Source organism: Plasticicumulans acidivorans, assembly GCF_003182095.1.
GTDB lineage: Bacteria > Pseudomonadota > Gammaproteobacteria > Competibacterales > Competibacteraceae > Plasticicumulans > Plasticicumulans acidivorans.
Window position 1 is genome coordinate 431,488 of sequence record NZ_QGTJ01000001.1, and the last position, 26,794, is coordinate 458,281.

The following is a 26,794-nucleotide window of genomic DNA, read 5'->3' on the forward strand; positions in this document are numbered from 1 at the left end:
CATGGGAATGTCAATGGCTGTCCATATCGGCTCACCGTCGGCCGCGCAGCGACTAAGTTCAATCACAGCAGGCGCTTGGGGAGGACGGGCAATGGCGAGCTTATGGCAACGGGTCTATCCACCTGCATTGAGCGAGGCCGAGGCCGAACTGATGCAGGCGCGGCGGAAGACCGCCTACGACGCGGCGACCGCCCCCGCGGACACGGCACCGGCGTTCGGCGTCGCCCTCTCCGGCGGCGGCATCCGCAGCGCCACCTTCTGCCTCGGCGTGCTGCAGGCCCTGGCCCGGCACGGCCTGCTGCGCCGTGTCGACCTGCTGTCGACGGTCTCCGGCGGCGGCTACATCGGCGCCGCGCTCGGTCGGCTGTATACGCGCTTCGGCGCTGCGCCGAAGCCACGCGCCAGCGCCGCCCGCCCGGCCGAACGGCCGGCGCCCGATGCCGCGCCGGCGGCCGACGCCGAAGTCGCCGCCGCCAGCACGCCGGGGGCGCCGACGGCGGCACAGGTCGAGGCGCTGCTGTGCGGCCGCGACGCGCCCGGAGCGCCGAACGACTGGCTCGGCCGGCTGCGCGACAATGGCCGCTACCTGGCACCGAACGGCAGCAACGACTGGCTGACCGCGCTCGGCGTGTTCCTGCGCAACGCCGTCGCCGTGCACATCGTCGTCGGCGTGCTGCTGTTCGCGCTGGCCTGCGCACTCGGCCTGTGGGCCTACCTCGGCCATGCCCTCGCCTCGATGCAGCCGACGCGGCTGTTCGGCGTGATCGAATCCTGGCTGCAGGCCGGCGGCCTGCAGGCCAGCGCGGCCGGCCTGCAGTGGAGCCCGGCCTTTGCCGTGCTGACGCTGCTGTTCGCCGGCGCCGTCGCGCCGCTCGGCTGGGCCTACTGGCTGCTGTACGCGCCGCCCGGCGAGCGCATGGGCGTCAATCCGCGCCAGCTGCTGATCGTGCCGCCGGTGACCTTCGGGCTGGTCGCCTGGGCCCATAGCGCGCAGCGGCCTTTCGTCGAGTCGCTGGCGGTGCTGTTCGCCTGCGCCGGCGTGCTGGCCTGGGCCTATGCCGAAGCCACGCTGCTGCAGGCACGGCTGTGCTGCGCCAAGCGCCAGGCCAGCGACGTGCGTGCCTTCAACGAATACTGCCGCCATCGCGTCTCGGCGGCGCTCGGCATCGCCCTCGGCGTGTTCGCCGCCTGCGCCGCGCTGGCGCTGCTCGATACGCTGGCGATCGCGCTGAAAGGCCTGTGGCAGGACGGCACCACCGCGGCGCTGATGGCGGCGCTGGCGACGCTGGCGCAACTGCCGCGCAAGCTGCTGGCGCTGCTGCCGCAAAAGCTGCGCAGCGACGAGCAGATCAGCCGCTGGCAGCGCATCGCCATGCATGCGCTCGGCGGCAGCATGGCGCTGGTCGGTTACGCGCTGTTCGCCATTGAATGCATCGCGCTGTGCGTGCTGGTGCATCACCTGTTCGACGGCAGCGGCAGCGCCCTGGTGCGGCCGGGACCGACGCTGCTGGCGCTGCTCGCCGCGCTGCTGATCGCGCGCTGGCTCGGCAACGACGCCACCCTCGCCTTCGTCAACGGCACCACCCTCGACAACCTCTATACCGCGCGGCTGATCCGCGCCTACCTCGGGGCCTCCAATCCGCAGCGCACCGGCGCGCAGGCCGGCGTCACCCGCGTCGTCGACGGCGACGATCTGGCGCCCGACGACTACGCCGCCGCGCCGCGCCGCTGCGGCGCGCCGCTGCACCTGATCAACACCACGCTCAACGAAACCGTCGACGGCCGCTCGCAGCTGACGCAGCGCGACCGCCGCGGCCTCAACTGCACGCTCGGCCCGCTGGCACTGAGCGTCGGCGCCACGCATCACGCGCTGCACGTCGCCGGCCTGCATGCCGCCGGCGGGCAGCCGCTGCAGGTGTTTCCGCAGCACGACGGTTATCAGGTGTTCGACCCGACGCGGATGATGAGCTCGCCCCGCGAGCCGCTGTGGCGTCCGCAGCCGCTGACGCTCGGCGGCTGGATCGGCCTGTCCGGCGCGGCGTTTTCCACCGGGCTCGGCCAGCAGGGCTCGCTTGGCCTGAGCCTGCTCACCGGCATGGCCAATGCCCGCCTCGGCCGCTGGTGGGACAGCCGCATGGCCTGCACCGACGGCCGCCTGGCGCGCTGGCTGCCGGCACAGGATTACCTGCTGGCGGAATGGACCAGCCGCTTCCCCGGCACCGCCCGCCGCTACTGGTTCCTCACCGACGGCGGTCACTTCGAGAACCTCGGCCTCTACGAGCTGGTGCGCCGGCGCCTGCCGCTGATGCTGGTCGTCGACGCCGCGCAGGACGCCGGTTACCGCCACGCCGACCTGCGCGCGGCGATCCGCAAGCTGCGCATCGATTTCGGTGCCGATCTGCACTTCCTCGATCCGGCCACGGCCGCAGGCTGGCCGGCACTGCTGGCCGACGGCACGCGGCGCCAGCGCCTGTTCGGCACGCTGGAAGCCATCGGCGCCGCCGGTGCAGCCGGGCGCGCCGCGGCGCTGGCGCGCATCGACTACGCCGATGGCGAAAGCAAGCCTTCGCTGCTGCTGTACCTGAAGGCGGCGCTGCCGGCGCAGCTGCCACCGGACCTCGAACAGTACCTGGCGCAGAGCCGCGAGCTCGACGCCACGCCGTTTCCGCAGCAGTCGACCGCCGATCAGTTCTTTGACGAGGCGCAATGGGAGAGCTATCGCAAGCTCGGCGAGCTGCTCGGCAGCGAGCTGTTCGCCGGCCTGCTCGACGCGACCGACGGCGGCGACCTGCCGACAGCGCTGTGCCAATGACGCAGACGGCGGGCTGAGGTTTTCAGGCCGCCCCCTGTTCCGACCAGCGCTCGCGGATCGCCAGGATCTGCGGCAGCCGGCCGATGAACAGGGGGACCAGCTGCGGATCGAAATGCTGCCCGCTCTCGCGGCGCAGCAGTGCCACCGCATCCTCGACCGACCAGGCCGGTTTGTACGGCCGCACGCTGGTCAGCGCATCGAAGACGTCGGCAACGGCGATGATGCGTGCCTCGATCGGGATCGCCCCGCCGGCCAGACCATGGGGATAACCGCTGCCGTTCCATTTTTCGTGGTGTGCCAGCGCGATGCAGCGCGCGGTGGTCAGCACCGGATCGTCATGCACGCCGATGATCTCGGCGCCGATCTCGGTGTGGCGGCGCATCACCGCCCATTCCCCGGCATCGAGCGACCCGGTCTTGCGCAGGATCGCATCCGGAATGCCGATCTTGCCGACGTCGTGCATCGGTGCGGCATTGAGGATGATGTCCGCAGCGTGCTCGCCCAGCCCGGCGGCCAGCGCCAGCACGCGCGCGTAGTGGCTCATGCGGATCACGTGCAGGCCGGTTTCGTTGTCGCGGTACTCGGCGGCCCGCCCCAGACGCTGGACGATCTGCAGCCGGCTTTCGCGCAGGGCCTCGACGCTGACCAGCGACAGGTGCGTGCGCACGCGCGCATGCACGATCGGCGCACGCACCGGCTTGGTGATGTAGTCGACGGCACCGATCTCGAAACCGTGTGCCTCATCCTGGGTGTCGGCCAGCGCGGTGACGAAGATCACCGGGATCGCAGCGGTCGCCGGATCGGCCTTCAGCCGGTTGCAGACCTCGTAGCCGCTGAGCCCCGGCATCATCGCGTCGAGCAGGATCAGCGCCGGGCGCTCCTGCTTCGCCAGTTCCAGGGCACGGGCACCGTCACGGGCAAACAGCAGACGGTAGTCGGCCTGCAGGATATGGCGCAGCACCTGCAGATTGATCGGCTCATCGTCCACCAGCAGCAGTCGCGGTCGATGCTGGTTATCCATTGCTCAGGCACCCTCCGGCAAGGGGCCCAGCCGGGCGCGCCAATCGCGCAGGCATTGCTGAGCCCTTTCAAAATCAAACTCATCGATCGCTGCCAGTGCCTCACACCCCAGCGGCGCGCAGACTTCACGCAGGGTGCTCAGTGCCGTCTCGTCGAGCTCGCCGCCTGGCAGCACGTCGAGCAGCCTGTCGACGGCCGGCAGGATGCGTGCAGACGCATCCGTCGCCACCGGCGCCGCGGCCGGCATCGGCTGCGGGCTCCGGCCGAGGGCGGCGGCCACCTCATCGAAGGCCTGCTGCAGCGCGGCCAGCCACCCGGCAGCCGCGACACAGCCGCCGCGCAGCGCCTCTTCGAGAGCGGCCGCGCGCTGCTGCACCACGCCCAGCGCGAGATTGCCGGCAGTACCGCGCAGGCGATGGGCGATGGCGCGGGCGGCTTCGATATCGTCTGCGGCACAGGCCGCCTGCAGCTGCTGCAGCGCCTGCGCCGCGCCGGCGAGAAAGCGTTCGATGCCATCAACGAGCGGCGCACGATCCCCCCACAGGTGACTGCCCTGCGCCCAGTCGATCACCGCACGCATCGCCGGTGGCTCCGCCGGCTGCGCCGCGGCCTGAGCCTCGTCGGCAATCAGCACGCGCGCGATTTCCGCATCGAGCTGCGCCAGCTCCACCGGCTTGCTGACGAAGCCGTTCATGCCGGCGGCGCGGGCGGCCAGCCGGTCTTCGGCCAGCACGCTGGCGGTCAGCGCGATGATCGGCACGGCGGCACGCCCCTGCTCGCGCTCGGCGCGGCGGATGCGCCGGGTCGCCTCCAGGCCGTCGACACCGGGCATGTGCACGTCCATCAGCACCAGGTCGAAGGGCTCGCTGGCGCAGGCCTGCACGGCCTGTTCACCATCGTGCCTGATGCTCACCCGGTGCCCGGCGCGCGACAACGCGAGCTGCAGCAGTTCGGTGTTCTGGGAAACGTCATCGACCACCAGCACCTGCAGCGGCGGCAGCTCGGTGCGTCGGACCTGCGATGCGCCCTGCGGCGGCTGCCCCGGTGCCAGCGGCAGGCTGACCGTAAAGACACTGCCGACCCCCACCGTGCTGTCGACATCGAGCCGCCCGCCCATCAGCTCGACCAGCTGCCGCGCGATGGTGGTGCCGAGCCCGGTGCCGCCGAAGCGCCGGGTGACCGAGGCATCGGCCTGTGCGAACGGATCGAAAATCGCGGCGATGCGCTCGGCCTCGATACCGATGCCGGTATCGATCACCGCCAGCTCGATGCCGTCGTCGCGGCGGCGCACGCGCAGCGTGACCCCGCCGCGCTCGGTGAACTTCAGCGCGTTGCCGAGCAGATTGAGCAGGACCTGCTGCAAGCGCAGCGCATCACCGCGGAAGAACTCCGCCAGCGCCGGCGGGTAATCGAGCGCCAGGCTCAGGGCTTTGGCCTGTGCACTGACGCGCAGCGAAGCGAGCACCTGCGAGCACAGCTCGCGCAGCGAGAAATCGGCGATCTCCAGCTCGACCGCGCCCCGCTCCAGCTTCGCCGTGTCGAGGATGTCGTTGAGCAGACGCAGCAGCGACTGCGCCGACTGCCGCACCGTGCCGAGGTAGCGGCGCTGCGTCGGCTCACGGGTGTCATCGAGCAGCAGCTCGGTGAAACCGAGGATCGCGTTCATCGGCGTGCGGATCTCATGGCTCATGTTGGCGAGGAAGGTGCTCTTCGCCGCCGCCGCCTGTTCGGCACGCTCCTTGGCTTCGCGCAGCGCGATTTCCATCGCATAGCGCGCGGTCAGATCGGCGGCGAACGCCAGCACCTTGACCGGCTTGCCGAGCTCATCGAGCACCGGGCTGTACCAGACGCGCACCCACAGCTCGCGGCCATCACGGCCGCGGCGCGGGTATTCGCCCGAACGGAACTCGCCACGGCGCAGCGCCGCCCACAACTCGGCGTAGGCACCGCTGCGCACATATTCGGGCGGGCACAGCGTGAAGTGCGGCCGGCCGAGCAGTTCGACCTCGCTGAAGCCGGTCATGTCGAGCATGCGCCCGTTGACCCGCTGGATACGGCCGTCCATGTCGGTCTCGCAGACCGCCAGAATGCCGTCGAAGGCCTGCACCAGCCCGCTCAGCTCGGTGCTGCGGCGCTTGTTCTCGGTGACGTCGATGAGCACGCCGTCGATCCACAGCAACTGCCCCTGCTCGCCGCGCACGCCGCGCGCCGTCGCCGTGACCCAGCGTTCGCGGCCGTCACGGCAGAGGATGCGGTACTCCAGACCGTCGTAAGGCTGATTCAGCATGAGCGCCTCGTCGACGACGGCACGGATGCGCATCAGGTCGTGCGGATGGATCAGGGCGGCGATGTGGATGTCACCGCGCACGAAGGCCGACGCCGGCCAGCCGCACAGCGCCTCGATGGCGTCGCTGATGAACAGCATCGACCAGTCCGCGTCACCGCGGCAGCGAAACGCCACCCCCGGCAGGTTGGCGATCAGCGTGCGGTACTGCCGTTCGCTGTCACGCAATGCCTGCTCCATCGCCCGCCGCTCGCTGAGGTCGATGACGAAGCCGACGAACAGAGGCTCATGCGGCGTCTGCGCGCGGCCGACGGCGAGCCGGATCGGCACCCGGCGGCCATCACGCCGCAGCCCCTCGACTTCGCGGCCGATGCCGATGACCTTCGCTTCGCCGCTGCGCAGATAGTTCGTCAGATAACTATCGTGAACGCTGCGATGCGGCTCCGGCATCAGCATCGAGATGTTGCGCCCGAGCACCTCGGCCTCGCGCCAGCCGAACAGGCGCTCCGCGGCCTGGTTGAAGGAGCGGATCAGGCCGCGGCCATCGATGGTGATGATGCCGTCGACCGCGGTATCGACGATCGTCCGCAGCCGCGCCTCGCGCTGGCGGATTTCCTGCAGCATCCAGCGATAGCGCAGCAGGGTGAGCGCGATCGCCGCCAGCACGCCGGCGAACACCGTGACCAGCGCGACGCTCAATGCCAGCGACGGTGTGCGCTCCGCATTGCCGCCCGGCAGCGGCACATCGCCCTGCAGATAGGTGCCGCCCAGCGCGATGTAATGCATCGCGACAGTCGCGCCGCCGAGGAGCGCCCCGCTCAGCAGCCGGCATGCAGACTTCGGCAATCCGTGCCGGCGCAGCAGGCGACCGTGCAGTTCGAGCGCCATGGCGGCCAGCGCCATGCCCGCAATGAGCGCCAAGCCGACATAAGTCGCAGAAAAATGCAGCGCGCTGCCGACCGGCATCGCCGCCATGCCGCTGAAGTGCATCGCGCCGACCCCGACGCCGATCAGCGCGCCACCGACGATCCCCGCCCGCCGCTGCAACCGGCCGCGTGCCAGCAGCTGCAGGGCCACCCAGGAGGTGCACAGGCCGGGCAGCAGCGACAGCGCGCTCAGCCACGGCTCGAAGGCCATCCGCGAGCAGAATTCGAAGGCGAGCATGCCGATGAAGTGCATCGACCAGATGCTGACACCGAGCACGAAGGCGGCGATGAGCGTCGCCACCCGCGCGTAGCGGGCCTCATCGGACTGCTGGCGCGCGATGTCGACGAGATACAGGGCGGCGCAACCGCCCCCCCAGGCGATCAGCAGCGACAGCAGCACCAGCCAGGGCTCATAAATCCCGCCGAGCAGCGAAGTCAGCTTCGCCGCGTCCGCAGGTACGTCGAACCAGACATGCAGAAAACTGGACACGGGAGAACGGCCAACGATAACGGTGGGAGGATTGGTCCGGGAACCGCAGAAATCACGCAGGTCAGCCGCTGCAATGGCAACGCTACCAAACAGGCATCCGTGCACGGTACGTCATAACGCCGCAGCGCATCCATTGCCCCAAGGGATTAGCTGACACTCCGGGGCAGCGGCGATCCGCGCCTGTCGTGGCGCAGGTGGCGGGCTATGACTGGAAAGCGCGTCCGTTTAAGGTCGAGCTTTTCACCCTGCGCCGCGCCCGCCGATGTCCGACGACTACGACCTGCCCCGCCCGCGCAATCCGCGCGTGCTGTTTCTCGCCGCCGGCTGCGGCCTGCTGGCCGGGCTGGCGATGGTGCTGTTCCGGCTGACGGTCGGCTTCGGGCAGACACTGATCCTCGGCAGCGGCCATGCCGATCACTTCGAGCAGCTGTCGCCGCTGGGGCGGCTGGCACTGGCCAGCGGCGGCGGGCTGGCGCTCGGCATCCTGTTCACGCTGCTGCCGCTCGGCATGCGCGCCACCGGCGTGGCGCATGTGCTCGAACGCATCGCCTGGCACGGTGCACGCCTGCCTTTCGCCAATGCCGCGGTGCAGTTCATCGGCGCCGCCACCTGCCTGATCTGCGGCCATTCGGTCGGCCGCGAGGGCCTGGCGATCCACATCGGCGCGAGCTTCGGCAGTCTGATCGCCGAACACAGCGCGCTGGTGCTGGCCGAGCGCCAGCTGCTGATCGCCTGCGGCACCGCCGGCGCCATCGCCGCCGCCTTCAACACGCCGCTGGCCGGCGTCGCGCTGGCGCTGGAGGTAATGCTCGGCGAGCGCAAGCTGCCCAATCTGACGCCGGTGCTGCTCGCCGCGATCAGCGCCACGGCGGTCAGCCAGGCGGCCTTCGGCGACATCGCGGTGCTGTCGCCGCGGCATCTGGCGGATTTCGTGCCGCTGCAGCACGTGCCGGGCCTGCTCGCGCTCGGTGCCGGCGCCGGCCTGGTGGCGGTGGCGTTCATCCGCCTGCTGCTGCGCACCTCGGCGCTCAGCGCGGCGCTGCCGGTACTGCCGCGGCTGACGCTCGGCGGCGTGCTCTGCGGTCTGATCGGCATGCTCTGTCCGCAGGTGATGGGGCTCGGCTATCACACGCTGCTCGACGTCATCAACGGTGAATACGCCGCGGCGGCGATGGCACTGATGCTGCTGGCCAAGCTGCTGGCGACGGCGCTCGGCCTCGGCTGCGGCCTGCCCGGCGGCCTGATCGGCCCGAGCCTGCTGCTCGGCGCGCTGGTCGGCGGCATCGGCGGCCAGCTGCTGCCCGGCGCGCTGCCCGGGCTGTACGCGGTGATCGGCATGGGAGCGACGATGGGGGCGACACTGAACGCGCCGCTGGCGGCACTGACGGCGCTGCTCGAAATCGTGCGCGACCCGCGCATCATCCTGCCGGCGATGCTGGCGATCGCCGCCGCCGACGTCATCAGTCACCGCCTGTTCGGGCTGCCCTCGGCATTCATCTGCCTGCTGCGCGCCCGCGGCATCGACTATCCGCCGCCCGGGCGCGGCTGAGACGGCGTGTTGAAGTGGCCGAGCGCGCGCAACTGCGCACAGGCATCCCAGTGCGGCGCCGGCAGCGTCTTGCCCTGGGCCTTGGCGCGCGCGTTCATCTGCCGGCGGTGTTCGGCCTGATAGGCGCGACATTCGTTCAGTGAATGCAGTGAGCGCATGTGCTCGCGCAGCGCGATGCGCTCATCGAGCGACATCAGCGCATAGCCGTAGGTGTTGTCGTACTTCTCCTTCCACGGCCGGGCACTGGCCGGCAGGCTGACACAGGCCAGCAGCAGGGCCGCGCACAGCAGCCGCGGGGCAAAAACGTTCGAGCGGTAACCTTCGCTCATCGGGCTGGGATCTCCGGACTCCATGACGGAGCGCTGATGACAAGGGGGGACAGCGGACAGCGATCCGCCGGCGCCACGGTATACCTGCCGCCGCGCGCGCTGGCGAGCGGCCACCGCCGTACAAGCCGCCGCTGCGACACAAAACCTGACAAACAAGGCCGCTTCCGCGGCAGACATATCTGCATGCCAGAGCGTTCAGGGCGCATAACCGCTGATCAAGCAGTTACGGCCGTTTCAGCGCCAATGTAAGCGCCCTGTAAGCAATAACGATCAAACAGTTAACGGAAGTCGACGACTCTTTCGGAAAGGTATCGGTCTGAGCACACTTTTTTTCATAAAACGAGAAAAACAATTCATGCTTACTGCATTGCTCACGATTCGCGGGGATGTTGCAATGCAACAAAGGGCTGCACCGCCGCAGCCGATCGATACTCAGGAGTCCCCGATGGACGCACCCCGCTTGATGCATACCGCACGCGATGGCGTCGCCCTGCGCGCGCATTTGCTCCACCTGTCGCGTGAAGACCGCCACACCCGCTTCGGCCACTACGCCACCGACGACACCATCGGCCGCTACGTCGACCGCCTGGTCGAGCGCGGCGATACCGTGCTGCTGCACGACGATCCGGCGCAGCCCGGCCGCGTCATCGCCGCCCTGCATCTGGCCGTGCTCGACGACGGCATCGCCGAGATCGGCATCAGTGTCGAACGCGAGTTCCGTGGCCACAGCTACGCCCGCCGCCTGATCGATGCCGCCGGCGTCCTCGCCTTCTGCATCGGCATCAAACGGCTGCGGGTGGTCGTCGATCCCAACAACCGGCCGATGATCGCGCTCGCCGAACGCTGCGGCTTCGTGCTGGCGCACAGCGACATCGGCGAGCTCAGCGGCGACCGGCCGCTGCACGCCGCCAGCGCGTTCACCGCCGGCTGGGTGTGGTGGCTGTCGCGGCTGTGGTCGGCCGACGGGCTTCAGCGCTTTTCCAGCTGGCGGCCGGCCAACGACAGCGACCACGACAGCACGCCGTACACCAGCGCCGCGAACAGGTAGGCTTCCAGCGAAAAGCCGAGCCAGCGCGGATCGCCGAGCGCCGCGCGGGTGGCGGTCATCAGGTCGAACAGGCCGATGATCACCACCAGCGAGGTGTCTTTGAAGGTGCCGATGGCGATGCCGGTCAGCGCCGGCAGGGCGATACGCAGCGCCTGCGGCAGGATCACCGTCGCCAGCGCCGTGCCGTGGCGCATGCCGAGTGCGGCGGCGGCTTCGTACTGGCCGTAGGCAATCGCCTGCAGGCCGCCGCGGATCGCCTCGGCCAGATACGCCGCGACGAACAGCGCCAGCGCCAGCTGGGTGCTCAGCAGCTTGCCGAGCACCCAGCCGGGCGGCAGCAGCAGCGGAAACATCACCGCCGCCATGAACAGCACGCTGACCAGCGGCACGCCGCGGATCAGCTCGATGTAGCCGCCTGCCAGCAGGCGCAGCAGCGGCAGCCGCGAGCGCCGGCCGAGCGCCAGCAGCAATGCCAGCGGCAGGCCGCCGCCGACACCGCTGACGGTGAGCAGCAGCGTCAGCGGCAAACCGCCCCACTGCGCCACCGGCACCGCGCTCAGGCCGAGAAAACCGCCGGCGAGCAGCGCGTAATCGAGGGCCAGCAGCCCGAGCCAGCCGAGCGGCCAGGCGCGGCGCCAGCGCACGCAGGCGGCGACGAAGGCAACGCTCAGCAGCACTGCCAGTGCCGCGCGCCACTGCTCGGCCGGTGGATACAGGCCGAACAGCATCAGCCGCCATTTCTCGCCGATGAAGGCCCAGCAGGCACCGCCGGCCGCGCGGCAGGCGGCGGCGTCGCCGGCCCACACCGCCTCGCGCACCGCCCAGCCCCACAGCGCCCAGCCGGCGGCGGCCAGCAGCAGCAGCGCCAGCACATCGAACGGCCGCGGCCGCCTCATGCCTCGCCCCGCTGCAGCAGCCGCCGGTTCCACCAGGCCATCAGTGCGGCGACGACCAGGCTGACACTCAAATAAGCGAGCATGATCAGCAAGATGCCGCTGATAGCCTGGCCGGTCTGGTTGATCGCGGTATTGGCGATCGAGACCAGGTCCGGATAACCGATGGCGACCGCCAGCGAGCTGTTCTTGATCAGGCTCAGGTACTGCCCGGCAAGCGGCGGCAGCATCACGCGCAGCGCCTGCGGCAGCACGATCAGGCGCATCAGCTCGGCGCGGCGCAGGCCGAGCGCCAGCCCCGCCTCGCGCTGGCCGGCGGGCACGGCGTCGATGCCGCCGCGCACGATCTCGGCAATGTAGCTCGCCGAATAAAACGCCAGCCCGCAGCCGAGCGCGGCGAACTCCGGCGACAGCAGCAGACCGCCATGAAAATTGAAGCCGCCCAGCACCGGCAGGCTCCACAGCGGCGGCGCCCCGAGCGCCCACCAGCTGCCCACGGCCGCGAGCGGCGGCAGCGGCAGCAGCACGGGCAGCGGCCAGCGTCGCCGGTACAGCGCCCAGGCCAGCCCGACGGCGAGCAACGCCGCGCCGGCCAGCCACAGCCAGCGCAGGTCCGCCAGCGGCGCCGGCAGCAGCAGGCCACGTCCGCTGAGGAACACCCCGGGCAGCAGTTGCGGCGCCTGACGCGGTGGCGGCAGCGCGCTGAACACGCCGTACCAGACGAACAACTGCAGCAGCAGCGGCACGTTGCGCAGGCTCTCGACGTAGCCGCGGGCGAGCCGCCGCCACAGCCGCGACTGCGCACCAAGGGCGATGCCGACGGCAACACCGAGCGCGCTGGCCAGCAGCAGCGCCGGCAGCGACACCTTCAGCGTATTGAGCAGGCCGATGCCCAGCGCGCGCAGATAGGTATCGGCCGGCGACCAGGCAATCGGCGTTTCGGCGATGGCGAAGCCTGCCTCGCGCTGCAGAAAGCCAAAGCCGCTGCTCACCCCCTGCGCCGCCAGACGCAGGCTGGCGTTGTGCCAGCACCAGGCGAGCAGCGCCAGCAGCGCCAGCAGCACGCCGCCCTGCAGCAGCAGCGCGCGCCCGCGCGACAGCCGCCAGGGATAGCTGCGCGCCTGCACGCCTCAGCGCGCCGGGATCGCGTACAGCAACCCGCCCTGCGTCCACAGCGCGTTGAGGCCGCGGTCGAGGCCGAGCGGACCGAGGTTGCGCTGATAGACCTCGCCGTAGTTGCCGACCTGGCGGATCGCCTGGAAGGCCCAGTCCTGCGGCAGGCCGAGCGCCTGACCGAGATCCGGCGTCCTGCCGAGCAGGCGGCCGAGCGCCGGATCAGCGCTGTCGCGCTTCTCGGCGACGTTGGCGGAGGTCACACCCAGCTCCTCAGCCTCGATCAGCACCATCACCGACCAGCGCACGACATCGGCCCAGTCCTGATCGCCGTGACGCACCGCCGGCGCCAGCGGCTCCTTGGAGATCATGTCGGGCAGGATCAGGTAATCGTCGGGCTTGCCCGACATCGTCATGCGGATCGAGGCCAGGCCGGAGCGGTCGGTGGTGTAGACATCGCAGCGACCGGCAAAGAAGGCTTTGTTCAGCTCGTCGAAATTGTCCATCACCACCGGCCTGAAGCTCATGCCGCGGGCGCGAAACCAGTCGCTGACCGACTGCTCGGTGCTGGTGCCGCTCTGCACGCAGACGCTGGCGCCGTCGAGCTGCCCGGCGCGGCTGACGCCGAGTGCCTTCGCCACCATGAAGCCCTGACCATCGAAGAACACCACCGGGCCGAAGTCGAGCTTGAGCTCGGCATCGCGCGTCAGTGTCCAGGTGGTGTTGCGCGAGAGCATGTCGATCTCACCCGACTGCAGCGCGGCGAAGCGCTGCTGGGCGTTGAGCGGCACGAATTCGACCTTGCCGGCATCGCCGAACACCGCCGCGGCCACCGCCCGGCAGACGTCGACATCGAGCCCCTGCCAGTGGCCCTGGCTGTCCGGGCTGGAAAAACCCGGGACGCTGACGTTGACGCCGCAACGCAGCGCGCCGCGCTGCTTGACAGCATCGAAGGTGGTACCGGCCAGAGCCGGGGCGACGAAACCGCCGAGCGCGGCGGCAAGAACGAAAGGCAGCGGCGACATGCGCGACTCCTGATGGATGCGGAGCAAAGCGGAATGCGGCCGACTCTAACAATGAACGCGCCGGCAATGAACGCGCCGGCGCCGCAGCCCCGCGCTTGACCCGGTCATCGCTGCGACCGGACGATGGCGCGCTGACCAGAGATCGCACCATGCCCCGTCGTGAACCTCCTCCTGCTGCGCTGCCCCCGCGCCGCTGCGTGCTGCTCGAAGGCACGGCCGCGGCCGGCCGTGCCGCCGCGTCGATGCTGCTTGCGGAGTTCGCCGCGCCGCGCTGCCTGTGGCTCGGTGCCGAGCCGCCGGCCGGCTTCGACCGCGGGCCGGCGGCGGCGGTGCTCGGTCAGGAATTCGACGCGCTGGTGCTCGATGCCCATGCCGGCTTCGATCCGGACGCCTGCGGCCAGGCCGCCGGCACGCTGCGTGCCGGCGGCGTGCTGCTGCTGCTGACGCCGCCGCTCGCCGACTGGCCGCGCTTCGCCGACCCGGAACACCAGCGCATCGCCGTGCATCCGCTGTCCGCTGCCGAGGTCAGCGGCCGTTTTCTCGGCCGTCTCGCCCGCCTGCTCGCCGCCGATTCGCGCGTCGAGCGCCGCCACGCCGACGCTCCGGGTGCCGCCCTGCGCCCGCCGGCGCCGCGTCCGGCAGCGTCGCCGGCGCTGTGTGCAACGGCGGATCAGGCCAGTGCGGTCGCCGCCCTGGTACGCACCGCCCGCGGCCGTGCGCGGCGCCCGCTGGTGCTCGCCGCCGACCGCGGCCGCGGCAAATCGGCGGCGCTCGGCCTGGCCGCGGCGGTGCTGCTGGCCAGTGGCAAGACGCGCATCGTCGTCAGCGGCCCGCGCCTCGACGCCACGCAGGCGGTGTTCACCCATGCCGCCGCTGCGCTGCCGGCGGCGCAGGCCACACGCGGACGCCTCGAACTCGACGGCCGCGTGCTCGAATTCATCGCCCCGGATGCGCTGGCCGAGGCGACGCAGCCGGCGGATTTCGTCATGGTCGACGAGGCCGCGGCATTGCCGCTGGCGCTGCTCGAACGCCTGCTCGCACGCTGGCCGCGACTCGCGTTCGCCTCGACGGTGCACGGCTACGAAGGCTCCGGGCGCGGTTTTGCACTGCGCTTTCGGCGCACGCTCGATGCCCGCACGCCGGAGTGGCGGGCACTGACGCTGGAAACCCCGGTGCGCTGGGCCGCCGGCGATCCGCTGGAGGCGCTGCTGGCGCGGCTGCTGCTGCTCGATGCCGAGCCGGTCGACGCCGCCCTGATCGCCGAGGCGCAGCCGGCGGCGCTCGCCATCCAGCGCCTCGATCGCGCGGATCTGGCCGCCGACGACGCGCTGCTCGATGAAGTCTTCGGCCTGCTGGTACTGGCGCACTACCGCACCACGCCGCTCGACCTGCGCCATCTGCTCGACGGCCCGAACCTCGCGGTGTGGGTGGCACGCCATGATGGCCACGTCGTCGCCGTGGCGCTGGCAGCGCGCGAAGGCGGTTTCAGCCCGCAGCTCGCTGCCGCGGTGCAGGCCGGCCAGCGGCGGCCGCGCGGCCATCTGCTGCCGCAGTCGCTGGCCTACCACCTCGCCCGCCCGGAGGCCACCTGCCTGCGCGCCGAGCGCATCGTGCGCATCGCCGTGCACCCGGCCGCGCGCGGACGCGGCATCGGCCGCGCGCTGCTCGCGCACATCGCCGCGGCGGCGCAGGCCGACGGCGTCGATCTGTTCGGATCGAGCTTCGCCGCCGATCCGCCGCTGCTGGCGTTCTGGCGCGGCGCCGGTCTGCTGCCGGTGCGAGCCGGCTTCACCCGCGAGACGGCGAGCGGTGCACAGGCGGTGCTGGTGCTGGCGGCGCTGTCGGCCGCCGGCACCGCCAGCTGCGCGGCGGCGCGCGCACGCTTTTGCCAATCCCTGCCCTATCAGCTCAGCGACCCGCTGCGCGAGCTCGACCCGGCGCTGGCGCTGGCGCTGCTGTGCGATCCCGAGCAGCCGACGCCGGCGCTCGAAGCCGCCCGGCGCGCCGAGATCGAGGCCTATGTCGCCGGTCAGCGCGACTACGGCAGCAGCGTCGCCGTGCTCTGGCCGGCCTGCGCCCAGGCGCTGGCCAGCCAGGCGGCGACCCGACTCGACGCCGCGCAGGCGCAGCTGCTGCTGCGCAAAGTGCTCGCCCGCGACGACTGGGCCGAGCTGGTACGCCGCTGCGCGCTGCCGGGCCGTGCCACCGCCGAGCAGGCGCTGCGCAGCGCGGTCGGCCGGCTGTTCGCGAGCACCTGAGACTCGTGCGCGCAACCACTGGCTGACACCGCGCCAGCGCGGCATTTCCCACGCCACGGCCAGGGCATTTCACGCTGCACTGCGGCATATGCCATGCCGCCATCGTGATCAGCGCCGGCCAATCGGCTGATTTAAAAAAAATTTCATACTGGCATGAAGTTCGCCATGGGCCGCAAATCCACAACACCCACATGGAGTTCCGCGCCCGATGCGTCCTCAGCCGCTCGCCGCCGCCCTGACGGCGGCCCTCGCCCTGCCTGCCTACGCCACCGACGCGGTCACCGATCCCGACGTCATCACCATCCTCATCCGCAAGCCGCGGCAGCTGCTGACGGCGCCGGATCAGACGCAGTTCTCCCCGGCCAAGCTGGAGGGCATCAGCAACGACGGCGGCGAGATGCTGCGTGACCTGCCCGGCGTCTCCGGCTCGCGCATGGGCGGTGTCGGCATCGATCCGGTGATCCGCGGCCAGAGCCAGACCCGCCTGAACGTGCTGCTCGACGGTGCCTATATCCACGGCGGCTGCCCCAACCGCATGGACCCGCCGACCAGCTACGTCAGCCCGCTGGCCTACGATCAGGTCACCGTGCTGCGCGGTGTGCAGAGCGTGCTCTACGGCGGTGGCGGCAGCGGCGGCACGGTGCTGTTCGAGCGGACCACGCCGCGCTTCGCCGAGGACGAGGCACCGCGCCTGCGTTTCGATACTGGCTATCTCGGCAATGCCGATGCGCGCAACGCCGATCTCGACCTGTCGATCGGCACGCCGGATGCGTTCGCCCGCTTCGGCGGCAGCTGGCAGAAGTCCGGCAATTATCAGGACGGCAGCGGCCGCACCGTGCGCAGTGCCTTCGACGCCCGCGGCGGGCGCTTCACCTTCGGTCTGACGCCGGACGCCGACACCCGGCTGGAGTTCGACATCGACCGCGCCGAGCGCCGTGACGTGCTGTTCGCCGGCGCCGGCATGGACTCGCCGGAAGACAACGCGACGACGCTGCGCATCGGCGGCGAGAAAACCGGCCTCGGTGGCGCCGTCAGTGCCGTGCGCGGCGAGTTCTACCGCGCGCAGGTCGATCATCTGATGGACAACTATTCGCTGCGGCCGCTGGCGGCCGGGGCGATGAAGATGAGCGTGCCGACCACCTCCGACACCACCGGCGGACGCTTCAGCTTCGATGTGCCGATGGGCGACGGCACCTGGACCTTCGGTGCCGACTTCCAGCGCAACGAGCGCATGGCGGTGCGCTACGCCGGGCCGACGCTGGCGATGACGCAGTCGATCCTGTGGCCGGACGTCGACATCGAGCAGTGGGGCGTGTTCGCCGAACTCGCACAGCCGCTCGGCGACGGCCGCAAGCTCAAGGCCGGTCTGCGCGCCGACTTCGTCGATCCGAGCGCCGGCGCCGCCGACCGCAAGTCGACCACCGGCACGCCGAACCAGCTCTACCAGCGCTACTACGGCTATGACGCCGGCGAAGCCGACAACGAAACCAACATCGGCGGCCTGCTGCGTCTGGAGCAGCGCCTCGACGAGTCGCTGACGGCGTTTGCCGGCGTCAGCCGCAGCCTGCGCACCGCCGATGCCACCGAGCGCTTCCTCGCCGGCGGCAGTCCGACGCCGACCAGCGTCTGGGTCGGCAATCCGGGCCTCGACCCGGAGGACCACCGCCAGATCGACCTCGGCCTGAACTGGCAGGGCAGCGCGGCCGATGCGCAGATCTCGCTGTTCTACGACTGGGCGCACGACTTCATCCTGCGCGATCGCGCCGCCGGCCAGAGCGGCATTCTCAAGAGCGACGGCGCGACCATCTACCGCAACGTCGACGCCCGCCTCTACGGCGCCGAACTGACGTTCGGAGCCAAGTTCACGCCGCAGCTCGCCGCCCGCGGCGAGCTCTCTTACGTGCGCGGCCGCAACATCGACGACGATCGCAACATCGCGCAGATCCCGCCGCTGTCAGGCCGCGTCAGCCTCGACTGGGACGCCGAGCGCTGGAGTGCCGGTGCGCAGATGCGCTTCGCCGCGCGGCAGGAGAACATCGACCTCGCCTCCGGCCTCGATCTGCGCGAGACACCGGCCTGGGCAGTGCTCGATCTTTACGGTGCCACCGAACTGCGCCGCGGCGTGCGTCTGAGCCTCGGCGTCGACAACGTTTTTGACCGCGAATACGCCTACGCGCTGAATCGCGCCTCGGCCTTCGATCCGACCGTCACACAGGTCAACGAGCCCGGTCGCAGCGCCTGGCTGAAGCTCGCCGTCGATCTGTAAAACCCGTGGGCGGCGAGGCGGTTGGCATTACATAACTTAACTTTAATCGCCGCTCATTTAAAAATTTCCAGAAATTTAACTTTTTTAAAAACTTAAAAAACTTTGTTACAGACTCGAATGCTCTATCGATATTCTTTGCACCCATACCGCGGTTATGTCTCAATGAACAAAAGCACATAAAACCTGCGGTTCGCTTCATTCGTACTGCCAAAAGTGGCGATCCGCATTGTCCATGGAAGGGTCGCTTACTATGCAGATCTCCCCGCACCGCGCAGACGCTGCGCCGGCCAATGCTTCGGCTGTCGACCTCGTCGGTTCCGCCCCCTCGATACAGCTGGCGCTGGAACCGCGTTTCGTCCTCGACGGAGCGGCGGCGGCCACGGCCGCCGGCGCTGACAGCAAGCCGCACGACCATCAGGACAGTGCCAGCGACGGTGACGGCAGCGATGCCGCACAGGTCACCGGCCACGACGCGGCAGCCATCGCCAACGCATCCGCTACGGTCGAAGCATCGTCCGACGGTGCGAGTGCGGTGTCCGGACGCACCATCGCGCTGATCGACACGCGCATCGCCGATTACGGCGTGATCGCCGCCAGTCAGTCCGCGGATACCGAGATCATCTACGTCGACGCCGGCAGCGACGGCCTGGCGCTGCTCAGTGCCGCCATCAGCGATGGCAGCGGCACGGTCACGAGCGTCGAGATCTACGCACACGGCGGCAGCGACGAACTCGTGCTCGGCAGCCGCACGCTCGACAGCACGACGATCGGCACCGCCGAAGGCGAACTCGCCAGCTGGCGCGACGGGCTGAGCGCCGACGCCGACATACTGATCTACACCTGCGATCTGGCCGCCACTGACAGCGGCCGCAGTCTGGTCGACAGCATTGCCGCCGCCACCGGCGCCGATGTCGCCGCTTCGACCGATGCCACTGGCGCCGCCACCGCCGGCGGCGACTGGACACTCGAATACAGCACCGGCGTGATCGAGCACGCTGGAGTGGCGCCGAGCGCGTTCGCCGGCCTGCTCGCCGCCACCGCGATCAGCGACACCGCCAGCGCGGAGCCCCGCGAGACCGACGAAGACAGCGCACTGACGATCACCGGCCTGTCGCTCAGCGACGGCGACGACCCGGCGGCGATGACGCTGCGCATCCAGAGCGATGGCGGCACGGCACTGGTCACGCTGGCCGGCACGGCGACGATCAGCAGCGGCAGCAATGGTTCGGCGGACTTCACCCTGAGTGGCTCGCTGGCCGATCTGAACGCGACGATCGCCAGCTTCACCTTCACGCCGACGGCCGACCAGAACAACACGCTCAGCGGCTACGACCCGCAGATCACACTGACCGCCCGCGACGTCAGCAACAACGACAGCGCCGTCAGCTATACGCTGGACAACATCACGGTCAAACCGATCAATGACGCCCCGGCCATCGATGCCAGCACGGTAACGCCGCCGAACGTCTACGAGGGTGGCTCGGTCAGTTTCACTGCCGCGACCACGCTCAGCGGCACGCCGGGCTTTACCGCCAGCAGCATCGGTCTGACCGACATCGACAACACCGCCAACCAGGTGATCATCAAGATCGCCGAGCTGCCGAGCAGCGGCCAGCTCACGCTCGATGGCAACGCACTGTCGGTCGGCTCGACCTTCGCCGTCAGCCAGCTGGCGCAACTGACCTACACCCATGACGGCAGCCAGGTGCTGGCGGCAAGTACCGACAGCTTCAAGATCACCATCGACGACGGTGCCGGCGGCCTGCTGCTCGACCAGAACGTCACGGTCAATCTGCTGCCGGCCAACCAGGCGCCGGCGATCAGCGGCAGCGTGACCGTCATCGAAGGCGAACAGGACGTCAGCCTGAGTGCCAACGGCGCCCTGCCGGTCCCCGGTTCGCCGGAGCGCGGCGCGATCAGCGCCAGCGACCCGGACGACAGCAGCTTCAGCTACGCGATCGTCGGCCTGCCCAGCCACGGCACGCTGAAATACGACGGTGTGGTGATCAGCAGCGCCAGCGCCGGCTCGCCTTACGTCATCAGCGATCTGAGCCTGCTCACCTACAGCCACGACGGCAGCGAATCCCCCGCGACCGACAGCTTCCAGATCCGCATCACCGATGCCGGCGGCGGCACCGGCACACCGGCGACGACGGTGTCGACGATCGACATCGGCATCCTCGACAACAACGACGATCCGGTGCTGACCACCAACGCCTCGCCGACGCTCGGCAGCGGCTCGTCGATCACCATCACCAGCAGCATGCTGCAGGTCACCGATGTCGACTCTCCGAGCACGACGCTGACCTACACGCTGACCGCGATCCCCGACCCTGCCGATGGCTATTTCCTGCGCGACGGCACGGTGCTGCAGGTCGGATCGAGCTTCACGCAGGCCGACATCGATGCCGGTCTGATCACCTACGTGACGCGCTCGGACACGGCGCGCACCGACAGCATCAGCTTCACGGTCAAGGACGGCGAGCAGCGGCTGTATCCGTACCCGCGCGATGGCGGCATCTACGTCAGCGGCACCGACACGCTGGCGGTCAACACCTTCAACGTCATCGTCAGCGACACGGTCACCGCCGACACCGATCCGCTGCCCTCGCCGACGCCGGTCAGTGCCGCCCCCAGCACCGGCGGCAGCAACACGGCGAGTCTGGATGAAGGTGCGACGGTCACGCTCGACAGCACCATGCTCGCGGCCAGCGACAGCGACAATTCAGCTGCCGAGATCGTCTATCGCCTGTTGCAACTGCCGAGCAGCGGCACGATCAAGCTCAACGGTGTCGCGCTGAGCTACTACGGCAGTTTCACGCAGGCCGACGTCGACGCCGGGCTGGTGAGCTTCGTCCACGCCGGTGGCGAAGACTTCATCGACAGCTTCACCTACACCGTCTCCGACGGCACCAGCACCACCGCGGTGGCGACCTTCGATCTCAGCATCACGCCGCAGAACGACACGCCGACGGCCAGCCTCGGCACGCCACTGACCGGCACGGAAGGCGGCACGATCACCATTGATGCCAGCTACATCGTGCTCGCCGACGCCGACAACTCGACGTCGGACCTGGTCCCTGAAACCGGCTACGCCATCGACAACGTCCTCAGTTTCCGCATCACCGGCGACGTCAGCCACGGCACGCTGAAACTCGACGGTGCCATCGTCGGCATCGGCAGCGTCATCAGCGCCGCCGATCTCGCCGCCGGCAAGCTCACCTACACCCACGACGGCACCGAGAACTACAGCGACAGCTTCACGCTGGTCCCGCTCGACAATCAGGGCGTCACCACCGCCACCGCGACCAACCAGCTCAGCCAGGGCAGCGAACTGACGGTGCCGATCGCGTTGACGATGGTCAACGATGCCCCCGTGTTCGTCAGCAAGTCCGAGGCCGTCAGCGGCGAGGCCGGCCCCATCAGCGAAGGCGGCACACTGGTCATCCTCGGCGCGACCGGCTACAGCAATGCCGACGGCTCCGGCACGCCGACGGCGCAGCCGGACAGCATCGCGCATCTGGTCTACAGCGACAGCGACAACACCACCGAGCAGCGCCAGTACCGCATCACCGCCGCGCCGAGTTCCGGCACGCTGTACCTGAATGGCGTGGCGCTGGCGGTAGGCTCGGTGTTCACGCAGGCCGACCTCGACGCCGGCCGCGTCAGCTACAAGCACAACGGTTCGGACAGCACCAGCGACTACTTCGACTATGTGGTCAGCGATGGTGACTACGTCGTCAATGACAGCACCCCCTTCACGCAAGGCAGTGCGACGACTTCCTCGCGCTTCAACATCAGCATCCTTTCCGATGCCAACGACAAACCGACCGTCAGCGCCGCGCAATCCTCGGTGGACGTGACGGCCACGGCCGGCACCGCTGTCAGCGTGCCCGGTCTTTCGGTCAGCGATCAGGATCTCGGCAGCATCAGCAGCGGCGAAACCGATTTCCTGCGTGTGGAAATCTCGGTGATCGACAGCACCGAGACCCCCGTCAGCGACGCCACGCTCAGCTATACCGCCGCCGACCCCAGCACCAGCCCCAGCAACGCGCTGGTCAGCGGCAAGGGCACGAACACGCTGATCGTGCAGGGCACGAAGGCCGAAATCGACGCCATCCTCGCGACGCTGACGGTCACCTACAGCACCGACGCCGACCGGGCCGACACCCTGCGCGTCACCGTCGACGACCGGCTCTACGATGCCAGCGGCACGCTGACCGGCGGCGCTAACGGCGGCACCAGTAATGAAGACCACACACCGATCGACGCGACCAACAACCGCGACAGCGTCGACATCACGCTGTATGCCTCGACGACCAACGATGTGCCGGTGCTGACCAACCCGAGCACCTACTCCGCTAACGAGGATGTCGCACTGACCCTCAGCGGCTTCACGCTGAGCGATGCCGACAGCTTCGACAAGGACGTCACCGTCACCGTCGAGCTGTATGCCGACGCCGCCCACACCACGCTGGCGAGCACGACCCAGGGCACGCTGACGATCAACGACACCACCGGCCTGAGCGCCTGGAGCGGCAACGGCAGCAACACGGTGACGCTGACCGGCACGGTGGCGGAAGTACAGGCGGCGCTGAATGCCCTGAGCTTCCAGACCGGCCTCGACTACAACAATGGTCCGCTGTATCTGCACACCACGTTCACCGACTGGGGGCATGCCGACAATACCGGCGGCAATACGGTGACGGTGGACAACATCATCAATCTGGTCCCGGTCAACGATGCGCCGGTACTGACGGTGCCCGGCACGCAGACGCTGGGCAGCGACAGCTATATCGACATCGGCGGCATCAGCTTCCAGGACAGCAAGGACACCGCTCAGGGGGCCAGCGACGACAACTACACCGTCACCATCGTCGCGCCGACCGCAGGCGATCAGCTGGCAGTAACCGCCAGCGGCAGTGTCGTCGTCGCCGGCTCCGGTACCGGCACGCTGACGCTGAGCGGCACACGTGCCGATATCAACGCCACACTGGCCAACAACCTGCGCTACACGCCGATCGACCCCAATGGCGACAACACCTACACGCTGACGGTGACCGTCGACGACCGCAACGCCGGCGTCGGCAACGGCACCGAAGGCAGCGGCATCGATGGCAACAACACCACCAGTGCGACCATCGATGTCCGCGTCTCCAATACCAACGAAGCGCCAACGCTGACGGTACCGGCGCAGTCCCCCAGCATCAGCGAAGACAGCACGGCGAACGCCATCACCGGTATCACGCTGAGTGACTCCGACGATTTCGGCGGTATCGAGCAGATCACGCTGACAGTGACGCACGGCAGCATCGACCTGCCCACGCATGCGGGTTTGACCGTCACCGCCGGCGCCTACGGTTCGTCGACGGTCACCGTGCAGGGCACCAAGGCCGACCTCAACGCCGCGCTGGCCACGCTCACCTACACGCCAACGGCCGACTACCACGGCAGCGCGACGCTGACAGTCACAGCCAATGATCTCGGCAACCTCGGCAGCGGCGGTGCCAAGACGGCTTCGCAGGACGTCACCATCACCGTCAACCCGGTCAACGATTCACCTAGCCTGTCAGGGACGACGGGCTTCTCTACCAGCGAAGACAGTGCCAGCGCGCCGCGCAGCGCCGCTGACATCGCTGGCAGCCTGAGCTACAGCGATGCGACCGACAACCAGAGCGGTAATGGCGGCGGTGACACCGCCACGGCACAAACTGCGCTGGCCATCGTTGGCAATACGGCAAGCGCTGCCCAGGGCACCTGGCAGTACACGCTCGATGGCGGCACCACCTGGAACAACGTGTCGACCAGTGTCAGCAACAGCAGCGCCATCGTCCTCGATATTGCCAACAGCGATCACCAGATCCGCTTCGTGCCAGCCGCCGATTTCAACGGCACACCGGGCACGCTGAGCCTGCGCGCCGCCGACGGCACCTGGAACGCCATCACCGGCGTGCAGAACATCAGCAGTGCGGTCGGCGGCAGCGGCAGCTGGTCGGCATCGACGGCCACGCTGACGGCCTCGGTCAGCCCGCTCAACGACGCGCCGAGCCTGACGCAGACCGCCACCTCCCCCACCGCGACCGAGAACACCAGCACCGGCAGCGGCGTATCCATCGACCCGGTCGCGCTGCTCAGCGCCGGCACGGTCATCGACGTCGATCTGGCGACCACGACGGGCCTCAGTGCCAGCGTGTTCGGCGCCGGCACGCTGACCGTCACACTGACCGACGGTGTCGCTGGCGACGAGCTGGTGCTGGCCAGCGGCTACACCCTGCCGAGCGGCGTCATCATGAGCGGCGGCACCGCGGACACGCCGCTGACCTTCACTTTCGATACCGACACCACGCTGACCGAACTCAACGCCCTGCTGGCAGCGCTGAGCTATCGCAACACCAGCGATAACCCGACGTTCGACGGCAGCGACACCACGCGCACCTATACGATCGTGCTCAACGACGGCAATAACCTGCAGAGCGGCGGCAACGCCGGCGGCCCTGCAGCACTCGCCGCCAGCACCATCACCGGCACGATCACCCTGGTCGCCACCAACGATCCGCCGACCGCAGTCAACGACAGCAACGCCATCACCGAGGACGCCGTCGACAATACCGTCAGCGGCAACGTCAAGCCCGGCACCCCGGGCCAGGACAGCGACCCGGACAACAGCAACGCCGAGCTGACGGTCTCGGCGGTCCGCACCGGCGCGGAAAGCGGCTCCGGTACCGCCGGCACGCCGGGCGCGCCGCTCGACGGCCAGTACGGCACGCTGACCCTCAACCCCGACGGCAGCTACAGCTACACGCTCGACAACAGCAACGCCGACGTCAACGCGCTGAAAGACGGCGACAGCCTCACCGAGACCTTCACCTACACCCTCAGCGATGGCGACGGCGGCAGCGACACCGCCGAGCTGACGATCACCATTCACGGCCACACCGACGGCGCGCCGGCCATCACACCGGTCGACGGCAATGCCGGTGCCAGCGGCGAGGCCAGCGTCTACGAGCGCGGTCTGGTCGAGGCCGACGGCAGCGACGCCACCAACGGCAGCATCCGCCTGAGCACGCCGGACGGACTGGCCTCGATCACCGTCGGCGGCACCACGGTGACGCTGGCGCAGCTGCAGGCGCTGGGCACCACGCCGATCGACATCGACACCGGCGAAGGCACGCTGCGCCTCGACAGCTTCACGGTGAACACCGACATCGGCGGCGTGCCGACCGATGCCAGCCTCGGCTACCACTACACGCTGAAAACCCGGCTCGATCAGCCCGGCGCCAGCGAGTCACTCGACACCATTGCCCTTGTCGTCACTGACGCTGGCAATGGCAGTGCCAATGGCACGCTGCGCGTGCAGATCGTCGACGACACACCGACGGCCCAGGCCGACAGCAACACGGTCGCCGAGGAAGGCACCACCGTGACCACCGGCAACGTCGTCGGCAGCGGCAGCAGCGGTGACGTCGCCGACCGCCTCGGCGCCGACCTGCCCGCCAACCCCGTCACCCAGGTCGGCGCCGGCAGCGGCACGCCGGGCACGGCGGTGGCCGCCGGCACCGACAGCAGCAGCGGCAGCAGTGTCGTCGGCAGCTTCGGCACGCTCACCCTCGGCGCCGACGGCAGCTACCGCTACGTCCTCGACACCAGCAACGCCGTCATCAACGCGCTGGGCACGGGCGATACGCAAACCGACACCTTCAGCTACACGATCACCGATGCCGACGGTGACAGCAGCACGACGACGCTGACCATCACCATCAACGGCGTCAACGACGCGCCGACCGCAGTCAACGACAGCAACGCCATCACCGAGGACGCCGTCGACAATACCGTCAGCGGCAACGTCAAGCCCGGCACCCCGGGCCAGGACAGCGACCCGGACAACAGCAACGCCGAGCTGACGGTCTCGGCGGTCCGCACCGGCGCGGAAAGCGGCTCCGGTACCGCCGGCACGCCGGGCGCGCCGCTCGACGGCCAGTACGGCACGCTGACCCTCAACCCCGACGGCAGCTACAGCTACACGCTCGACAACAGCAACGCCGACGTCAACGCGCTGAAAGACGGCGACAGCCTCACCGAGACCTTCACCTACACCCTCAGCGATGGCGACGGCGGCAGCGACACCGCCGAGCTGACGATCACCATCCACGGCCACACCGACGGCGCGCCGGCCATCACACCGGTCGACGGCAATGCCGGTGCCAGCGGCGAGGCCAGCGTCTACGAGCGCGGTCTGGTCGAGGCCGACGGCAGCGACGCCACCAACGGCAGCATCCGCCTGAGCACGCCGGACGGACTGGCCTCGATCACCGTCGGCGGCACCACGGTGACGCTGGCGCAGCTGCAGGCGCTGGGCACCACGCCGATCGACATCGACACCGGCGAAGGCACGCTGCGCCTCGACAGCTTCACGGTGAACACCGACATCGGCGGCGTGCCGACCGACGCCAGCCTCGGCTACCACTACACGCTGAAAACCCGGCTCGATCAGCCCGGCGCCAGCGAGTCACTCGACACCATTGCCCTTGTCGTCACTGACGCTGGCAATGGCAGTGCCAATGGCACGCTGCGCCTGCAGATCGTCAACGACACGCCGACGGCCTACGCCGACCGCAACACGGTCGCCGAGGAAGGCACCACCGTGACCACCGGCAACGTCGTCGGCAGCGGCAGCAGCGGTGACGTCGCCGACCGCCTCGGCGCCGACCTGCCCGCCAACCCCGTCACCCAGGTCGGCGCCGGCAGCGGCACGCCGGGCACGGCGGTGGCCGCCGGCACCGA

The 26,794-nt window shown here is 69.3% G+C and carries 12 protein-coding genes; 6 read left to right on the forward strand and 6 right to left on the reverse strand.

The genetic code is table 11. From position 1 onward, the window contains the following. Nucleotides 1–91: 91 nt before the first annotated feature. Nucleotides 92–2,812, forward strand: a complete 2,721-nt coding sequence (locus C7443_RS20235; protein WP_211346133.1) for a patatin-like phospholipase family protein — start codon at nucleotides 92–94, stop codon at nucleotides 2,810–2,812. A 22-nt stretch (nucleotides 2,813–2,834) separates the two neighbouring features. Here the strand turns inward: C7443_RS20235 and C7443_RS01800 are convergent, their stop codons facing one another. Then, entirely contained in the window at nucleotides 2,835–3,833 is a 999-nt protein-coding gene (locus C7443_RS01800; protein ID WP_110016861.1) for a response regulator, read from the reverse strand. 3 nt (nucleotides 3,834–3,836) lie between these two features. Next, nucleotides 3,837–7,532 carry a PAS domain S-box protein gene (locus C7443_RS01805; protein ID WP_110016862.1) on the reverse strand — a complete coding sequence of 1,232 codons (3,696 nt, stop codon included), beginning with the start codon at nucleotides 7,530–7,532 and terminating at the stop codon, nucleotides 3,837–3,839. Nucleotides 7,533–7,794: 262 nt separating this feature from the next. Between C7443_RS01805 and C7443_RS01810 the strand changes: the two genes are divergently transcribed. Further along, nucleotides 7,795–9,081: a chloride channel protein gene (locus C7443_RS01810; RefSeq protein WP_110016863.1), complete on the forward strand. Its 1,287-nt coding sequence runs from the start codon at nucleotides 7,795–7,797 to the stop codon at nucleotides 9,079–9,081. On the opposite strand, the gene C7443_RS01815 is transcribed toward C7443_RS01810, so the two are convergent. Further along, on the reverse strand, nucleotides 9,057–9,410 hold the full coding sequence (locus tag C7443_RS01815) for a hypothetical protein (protein WP_110016864.1): 354 nt from the start codon (nucleotides 9,408–9,410) through the stop codon (nucleotides 9,057–9,059). The two genes, C7443_RS01810 and C7443_RS01815, sit on opposite strands and share 25 nt — an antisense overlap. 445 nt (nucleotides 9,411–9,855) lie before the next feature. Between C7443_RS01815 and C7443_RS01820 the strand changes: the two genes are divergently transcribed. After that, on the forward strand, nucleotides 9,856–10,458 hold the full coding sequence (locus C7443_RS01820) for a GNAT family N-acetyltransferase (protein ID WP_110016865.1): 603 nt from the start codon (nucleotides 9,856–9,858) through the stop codon (nucleotides 10,456–10,458). Here C7443_RS01820 and C7443_RS01825 read toward each other — a convergent pair. Genes C7443_RS01825 through C7443_RS01835 form a run of 3 tightly spaced genes read right to left on the reverse strand, consistent with a single transcriptional unit; the run spans nucleotide 10,380 to nucleotide 13,489 of the window. Continuing rightward, on the reverse strand, nucleotides 10,380–11,354 hold the full coding sequence (locus C7443_RS01825) for an amino acid ABC transporter permease (RefSeq protein ID WP_110016866.1): 975 nt from the start codon (nucleotides 11,352–11,354) through the stop codon (nucleotides 10,380–10,382). The genes C7443_RS01820 and C7443_RS01825 overlap by 79 nt on opposite strands. Beyond that, the gene (locus tag C7443_RS01830; RefSeq protein WP_110016867.1) at nucleotides 11,351–12,478 is read right to left on the reverse strand and encodes an amino acid ABC transporter permease; all 1,128 of its coding nucleotides are present in this window, start codon (nucleotides 12,476–12,478) and stop codon (nucleotides 11,351–11,353) included. The genes C7443_RS01825 and C7443_RS01830 overlap by 4 nt, the downstream gene beginning before the upstream one ends. A gap of 3 nt (nucleotides 12,479–12,481) precedes the next feature. Continuing rightward, nucleotides 12,482–13,489, reverse strand: coding sequence for an amino acid ABC transporter substrate-binding protein (locus C7443_RS01835; protein WP_110016868.1), 1,008 nt, complete (start codon nucleotides 13,487–13,489; stop codon nucleotides 12,482–12,484). Nucleotides 13,490–13,638: 149 nt separating this feature from the next. Here C7443_RS01835 and C7443_RS01840 point away from each other — a divergent pair, with 149 nt between their 5' ends. From C7443_RS01840 to C7443_RS01850, 3 genes are all read left to right on the forward strand, one after another. Beyond that, nucleotides 13,639–15,747: a GNAT family N-acetyltransferase gene (locus tag C7443_RS01840; RefSeq protein ID WP_110016869.1), complete on the forward strand. Its 2,109-nt coding sequence runs from the start codon at nucleotides 13,639–13,641 to the stop codon at nucleotides 15,745–15,747. Nucleotides 15,748–15,955: 208 nt separating this feature from the next. Then, on the forward strand, nucleotides 15,956–18,013 hold the full coding sequence (locus C7443_RS01845; RefSeq protein WP_110016870.1) for a TonB-dependent copper receptor: 2,058 nt from the start codon (nucleotides 15,956–15,958) through the stop codon (nucleotides 18,011–18,013). Between the two features lie 250 nt (nucleotides 18,014–18,263). Further along, a partial coding sequence (locus C7443_RS01850) for a cadherin-like domain-containing protein (RefSeq protein ID WP_170123447.1) occupies nucleotides 18,264–26,794 on the forward strand: 8,531 nt, incomplete at its 3' end.